The organism is Candidatus Obscuribacterales bacterium (assembly GCA_036703605.1).
Classification (GTDB): domain Bacteria; phylum Cyanobacteriota; class Cyanobacteriia; order RECH01; family RECH01; genus RECH01.
In genome coordinates this window covers 1-5,687 of record DATNRH010000516.1, presented here as the reverse complement: position 1 = coordinate 5,687, position 5,687 = coordinate 1, and the positions used below count along the sequence as shown (strand labels likewise).

Here is a 5,687-nt window from a genome sequence, read left to right as displayed (position 1 = left end):
CCTGTATGGGGTGAGTGAATTATTGAGGTCGGTATGGGTCTGGGCAAAAAAGGCATCCATTAACCGCTCGTATAGGCTACGTCAAAAGCAGAAGGAAAACTATGAGCCAAGACGAAACGTTTCTGAAAGTTCAGAAGATAGTTGCAGATCAACTCAGTGTTGACATTAACGAAGTGAAACCGGAAGCAAGTTTCGCCAATGACTTGGGTGCAGACTCCCTCGATACGGTGGAATTAGTCATGGCCCTGGAAGAAGAATTCGACATTGAAATTCCTGATGAAGCGGCTGAAAAAATTGCCACGGTGCAATCTGCCGTCGATTACATCAACAGCAAAGCCGCAGCATAGTTGATGGCTTCCCCCAAACGCGTTCGCCTGCGGTGAAAGGGGGCATAGTTCACCGCATTGCCACCTGTTGAGTAGGTTAAGGGCGATCGCTCGTTTGCATCATGTTTGAGATTCAAGTTTGTATCAAGCTGTAGGCAGCACCATCACAATTGTTGTCAGCCGCAGTGCTGCGATGGCTCACGTCATTGCAGGTCGTTGTTAACGTCCCTTACGCCTGAAGCCATGGTACGTGCAGGTTCTGATTATAAGCGAGTCGTTGTGACCGGTATGGGAGCCGTCACGCCGATTGGTAATACGTTGTCCGACTACTGGGACGGGTTACTAGCCGGCAAAAACGGTATTGCTCCAATTACCTTGTTTGATGCGTCTCGCCATGCTTGCCGCATTGCGGGAGAAGTAAAAGATTTTGAGCCGCTGGACTATCTAGACCGGAAAGATGTCAAGCGGATGGATCGGTTTGCCCAGTTTGCGGTAGTTGCAAGTAAGCAAGCGATCGCTGATGCCCAGCTAGAGGTCACCGATCTCAATGCTGAGCAAATTGGCGTTGTGATTGGCACCGGCATTGGTGGGCTGAAGGTGCTGGAGGATCAACAGGAAATTAATTTGACCCGTGGTCCCGATCGCTGTAGCCCATTCATGATTCCCATGATGATTGCTAACATGGCCGCAGGGCTAACGGCTATCCACATTGGCGCAAAAGGGCCCAACTCTTGCCCGGTGACGGCCTGTGCTGCGGGCTCGAATGCGGTGGGAGATGCGTTTCGTCTCGTGCAGCGTGGCTTTGCCCAGGCGATGATCTGTGGTGGTGCAGAAGCGGCGGTGCGATCGCTCTCCTTTGCCGGATTTGCGTCGGCGCGGGCCCTGTCTACTCGCAATGACGATCCAGCCCATGCTTGTCGTCCCTTCGATCGCGATCGCGATGGATTTGTCATGGGAGAAGGGGCCGGTATTCTAGTGTTAGAAGCTTTGGATCATGCCCTCAGCCGTGGGGCACGCATCTATGCAGAGATTGTCGGGTATGGCATGACCTGTGATGCTTACCACATGACCTCGCCGGTGCCCGGGGGAGAAGGTGCTGCCCGCGCTATGCAGCTTTCCATGAAAGATGCCAACGTGACGCCAGATATGGTCAGCTATATCAACGCCCACGGCACCAGCACCCCAGCCAATGACTCCACAGAGACCACGGCCATTAAAACAGCCTTGGGCGATCGCGCCTATGACATTGCCATTAGCTCCACGAAATCGATGACGGGGCACTTGCTAGGAGGATCAGGAGGCATTGAAGCAGTGGCGGCGGTAAAAGCTGTACACCACGATCGCGTTCCTCCTACGATCAACCTAGAAAACCCTGACCCTGCCTGCGATCTAGACTACATCGCGAATCAAAGTCGGCAAATGCCGGTGGAGGTTGCCCTCTCCAACTCCTTTGGGTTTGGTGGGCATAATGTCACCCTCGTGTTCCGCAAGTACCGACCGTAGGCAGACAGGCGATCGCTTGCCTTGTATAGGATACAGATATAGCTAGAGTCCCATGGGTTAGACATCAAGAAACCCTGGAAACGTTCAAGCATTTGAACCTTCGATCTAGTCCATGCCTTAACCAGGCTGACCATAGCTACATCTTCTCCCCTGGGAGCGATCGCTTGCCTCTGTGCTGCAGCACAGATAGCCAAATGTTTCGGTGAAATTTGTTAAACCTTGCCATGTTTTGCCTAAACCGTTGCAATTGTTACAGCAACATGACGAAAAAATAGGGCTCGGTTGACTTTTTTCTTCATATTGACCCCCATAATGAGGTATATATAAGTTTAAGGTTTTCTAATAGGTAACTATACTTATTTCACTTGGGCGATCGCATGGCTGGGCGATCGCTGGGTTAGGGCCACAACAGGCTCAACCCAAACCTGCTGCCTTAAGAATTGAGGCGCTCAGCCTAATTTTTGGTGATCAATAGTTCATAAAATTTTAGAGTAAACAGTACCGAAAGCGGCTGTCTGACAGTCGTTGCCGTCATCCTTGTTGATCGTAGTCACTGGTGGGATGATGGGAGTGCTGCCCGATGGGGGTTGTGTCAAAACCCCATTCTGTCGAACCTAGCGTTAAACCGTCGTTGAGAAGTAAAGAGTCTATGACTGTCGCAACCCAATCACTAGAACAACTGTGCATCAACTCCATTCGTTTTCTAGCGATCGATGCTGTTGAGAAGGCGAAGTCTGGTCACCCCGGCCTGCCAATGGGCGCTGCTCCTATGGCATTTGTGCTGTGGGATCGCTTCATGCGCTTTAACCCCAAAAATCCTCAGTGGTTTAACCGCGATCGCTTTGTATTGTCAGCGGGGCATGGTTGTATGTTGCAGTACGCCCTGCTGCACCTAACCGGCTATGACAGCGTCACCTTAGATGACGTGAAGAACTTCCGTCAATGGGGCGCTCGCACCCCCGGACACCCAGAAAACTTTGAAACTGCTGGTGTAGAAGTCACCACCGGCCCCCTAGGCCAAGGGATTGCTAATGGTGTTGGTTTGGCCATGGCGGAAGCCCATCTGGCTGCCCGCTTCAACAAGCCGGATGCAACCTTGGTTGATCACTACACCTACGTGATTTTGGGCGATGGCTGCAACATGGAAGGGGTTTCTGGCGAGGCCTGCTCTTTGGCTGGACACCTAGGTCTAGGTAAGCTGATTGCTCTCTACGACGACAACCACATTTCCATCGATGGTTCCACCGACATTGCCTTCACTGAAGATGTAGGCATGCGCTTTGAAGCCTATGGTTGGCATGTGCAGCATGTGGAAGATGGTAATACTGACTTAGAAGCCATCAACAACGCGATCGCTGCTGCTAAGGCGGTGACCGATCGTCCTTCGTTGATTAAAGTCACCACCACCATTGGCTACGGATCGCCCAACAAGCAAAACACCGCTGGTGTTCACGGTGCCGCTTTGGGAGCTTCTGAAGTAGAAGCAACCCGTAAGGAACTCGGTTGGGACTACGAGCCCTTTGTGGTACCCGAAGATGCGCTGGCTCACTTCCGCAAAGCTGTGGAACGTGGCGCTAGCTATGAAGCCGAGTGGCAGGAAACCCTAGCTGCTTACCGCACCAAGTATCCAGCCGAAGCCGCTGAATTTGAACGGATGTTGGCGGGCAAACTGCCAGAAGGTTGGGCAGATAGCCTTCCGACCTACACCCCTGACGATGCAGCGATCGCTACCCGCAAGAATTCCCAAGCGACTCTGAACGCTTTGGCTCCAGCGCTGCCTGAATTAGTCGGTGGTTCTGCTGACCTTACCCACTCCAACCTGACGGAATTGAAAGTCTCTGGCGACTTCCAGAAGGGACAATACCAAAACCGTAATATGCGCTTTGGCGTGCGTGAGCACGGTATGGGCGCAATTTGTAACGGGATTTCTCTGCACAACTCCGGTTTGATTCCCTACTGCGCCACCTTCCTTGTGTTCGCAGACTATATGCGGGCAGCCATTCGCCTATCGGCTCTGTCGCAAGCCCAAGTCATCTACGTGATGACCCACGACTCCATCGGTTTGGGTGAAGATGGCCCCACCCACCAGCCGGTGGAAACCATCGCGTCGCTGCGGGTGATTCCTAACCTGATCGTCATGCGTCCGGCGGATGGTAACGAAGTCTCTGGTGCCTACAAGGTCGCTGTGGAAAAACAGGACGGCCCTACCCTGATTGCCTTCAGCCGTCAAAACCTGCCTAACTTGGTGGGCAGCTCGATTGATAGCGTGGCTAAGGGTGCTTATATCCTGTCGGATAGCGACGGCACGCCTGACCTGATTTTGATTGGTACAGGTAGTGAAGTTCATCTCTGTGTTGAAGCCGCTAAGAAACTGCAGGCTGAAGGCAAGAAGGTGCGCGTCGTATCCATGCCGTCTTGGGAGATGTTTGATATCCAAGATGCTAGCTACAAAGAGTCTGTGTTGCCGAAGGCTGTGACCAAGCGCTTGGCGGTAGAAGCTGGCTCTACCTTTGGCTGGTGCCGCTATGTGGGTGGCGAAGGTGATGTCATTGGAATCGATACCTTTGGTGCTTCTGCGCCTGGTGAAGTGTGCTTACAGGCGTTTGGCTTCACGGTCGATAACGTGTTGGCCAAGGCTATGACACTGCTAGCTTAGGTTAATAAACGGCTAGAGCGACGGATGCATCATCATCCTCGTTAAGCTGAGTTAATTCAGAATCACAACAATAGCCCAGAGCGATCGCCCTGGGCTATTGGCTTGATGATAGGAAAGCAGGTCTTGCTTCAGGCGTCTTCTGAGGTGTTGATGTTGCGAATGATCAAGTAACTGATGGATAGGGCGAGGGTTGCCACGGCTAGGCCGATGAGGTCGATACCTGTGGCCTTACTAAAGTCAAAAATAATGATTTTTCGAGCAACAGCGGTGAGTGAGGTGACGATCACCAGCTCGACCTGCACCACATGTTTGCGTAGATAGGCAGTGATATTTTCTAGGACTTCTAGGGCAATTAGGATATTTAAGAATAAGCCGAAAATTTCAAACAGGGTTGTCGCAAAGAAGCGATCGGTTGTGGATAGTAGGTCGCTGACCAAGAAGAGGCATAGGTCAACCACGGCCACCAACACCACCAACACCATTGCCAGACCGAGGACTTTGGAGACACCAGACTCAATATATTTAACGAAAGCTAGGAAAGCTTGGTCGTTGCCTAGGCGGGTCAAGCGCGACAGAAATCGGCGTACAGAAGTCATAATGGTAGCCAACAGTAGGAGCTGAGCTATTTCAGCATATCGCCTTTATGGGGGATTTTTGGAGAGAACTAACCCGCTAAGCTACGGTTAGATGGCGCCTTCAGCGGCGGCGCGGAGACTCCATAGAACTCTATGGGCGAGACCTCGTGGGATCTTATTCTAGACATCATCCTGAAGGTGTTTAGGGAGCTGAGTTCGAACCTGCTAGATGTTCCAACGAAAGGCTGTTTCGCCAGATTTCATAGGAATTCTCCCCATTTGGTATAGGGTTTTGTATAACGGAGATAGGCTGAACTGCAAGAAGGGTCATTCATGTCAGAACTCTACAGCCCCGAAGATGTACAAAATATTCTACAGTTGGCGATCGCCCGCCAAGGTGATCGGGCAGAGCTAACCCACGGCCAATTGCTGGAAATAGCTGACGAGCTGGGCATTTCTGCTGATGACTTAACCCTGGCTGAGCAGGAATGGTTGAGCCGTCAGCAAGTTCAGCGCGATCGCCAAGAGTTTGATCAGATGCGTCGTCTCCAGTGGCAACAGCATCTGATGAAGTATTTGATTATCAATGTTTTTCTAATTGGATTTGACTGGATTTCATCAGGGCAT

5 protein-coding genes are annotated in these 5,687 nt (G+C 51.7%); 4 read left to right on the top strand and 1 reads right to left on the bottom strand.

Features of this window, described 5'->3' with window-relative positions:
• Positions 1 to 101: 101 nt before the first annotated feature.
• The 3 genes from acpP to tkt all read left to right on the top strand — a co-directional run bounded on the left by acpP (position 102) and on the right by tkt (position 4,485).
• The gene (gene acpP, locus V6D20_11155) at positions 102 to 347 is read left to right on the top strand and encodes an acyl carrier protein (GenBank protein HEY9816340.1); all 246 of its coding nucleotides are present in this window, start codon (positions 102 to 104) and stop codon (positions 345 to 347) included.
• Positions 348 to 569: 222 nt separating this feature from the next.
• Positions 570 to 1,829, top strand: a complete 1,260-nt coding sequence (gene fabF / locus V6D20_11150; GenBank protein HEY9816339.1) for a beta-ketoacyl-ACP synthase II — start codon at positions 570 to 572, stop codon at positions 1,827 to 1,829.
• Between the two features lie 649 nt (positions 1,830 to 2,478).
• Positions 2,479 to 4,485 (top strand): transketolase, encoded by a 2,007-nt coding sequence (gene tkt, locus V6D20_11145; protein ID HEY9816338.1) that lies wholly within the window; start codon positions 2,479 to 2,481, stop codon positions 4,483 to 4,485.
• A gap of 128 nt (positions 4,486 to 4,613) precedes the next feature.
• On the opposite strand, the gene V6D20_11140 is transcribed toward tkt, so the two are convergent.
• Entirely contained in the window at positions 4,614 to 5,081 is a 468-nt protein-coding gene (locus V6D20_11140) for a phosphate-starvation-inducible PsiE family protein (protein HEY9816337.1), read from the bottom strand.
• Between the two features lie 312 nt (positions 5,082 to 5,393).
• Here V6D20_11140 and V6D20_11135 point away from each other — a divergent pair.
• Positions 5,394 to 5,687 (top strand): 2TM domain-containing protein (locus V6D20_11135; protein HEY9816336.1); only part of this gene is annotated, 294 nt, incomplete at its 3' end.

Coding starts and splice junctions, on each gene's coding strand:
- fabF (HEY9816339.1), top strand. CDS start 570: ATGGTACGTGCAGGTTCTGATTATAAGCGAGTCGTTGTGACCGGTATG.
- tkt (HEY9816338.1), top strand. CDS start 2,479: ATGACTGTCGCAACCCAATCACTAGAACAACTGTGCATCAACTCCATT.
- V6D20_11140 (HEY9816337.1), bottom strand. CDS start 5,081: ATGACTTCTGTACGCCGATTTCTGTCGCGCTTGACCCGCCTAGGCAAC.
- acpP (HEY9816340.1), top strand. CDS start 102: ATGAGCCAAGACGAAACGTTTCTGAAAGTTCAGAAGATAGTTGCAGAT.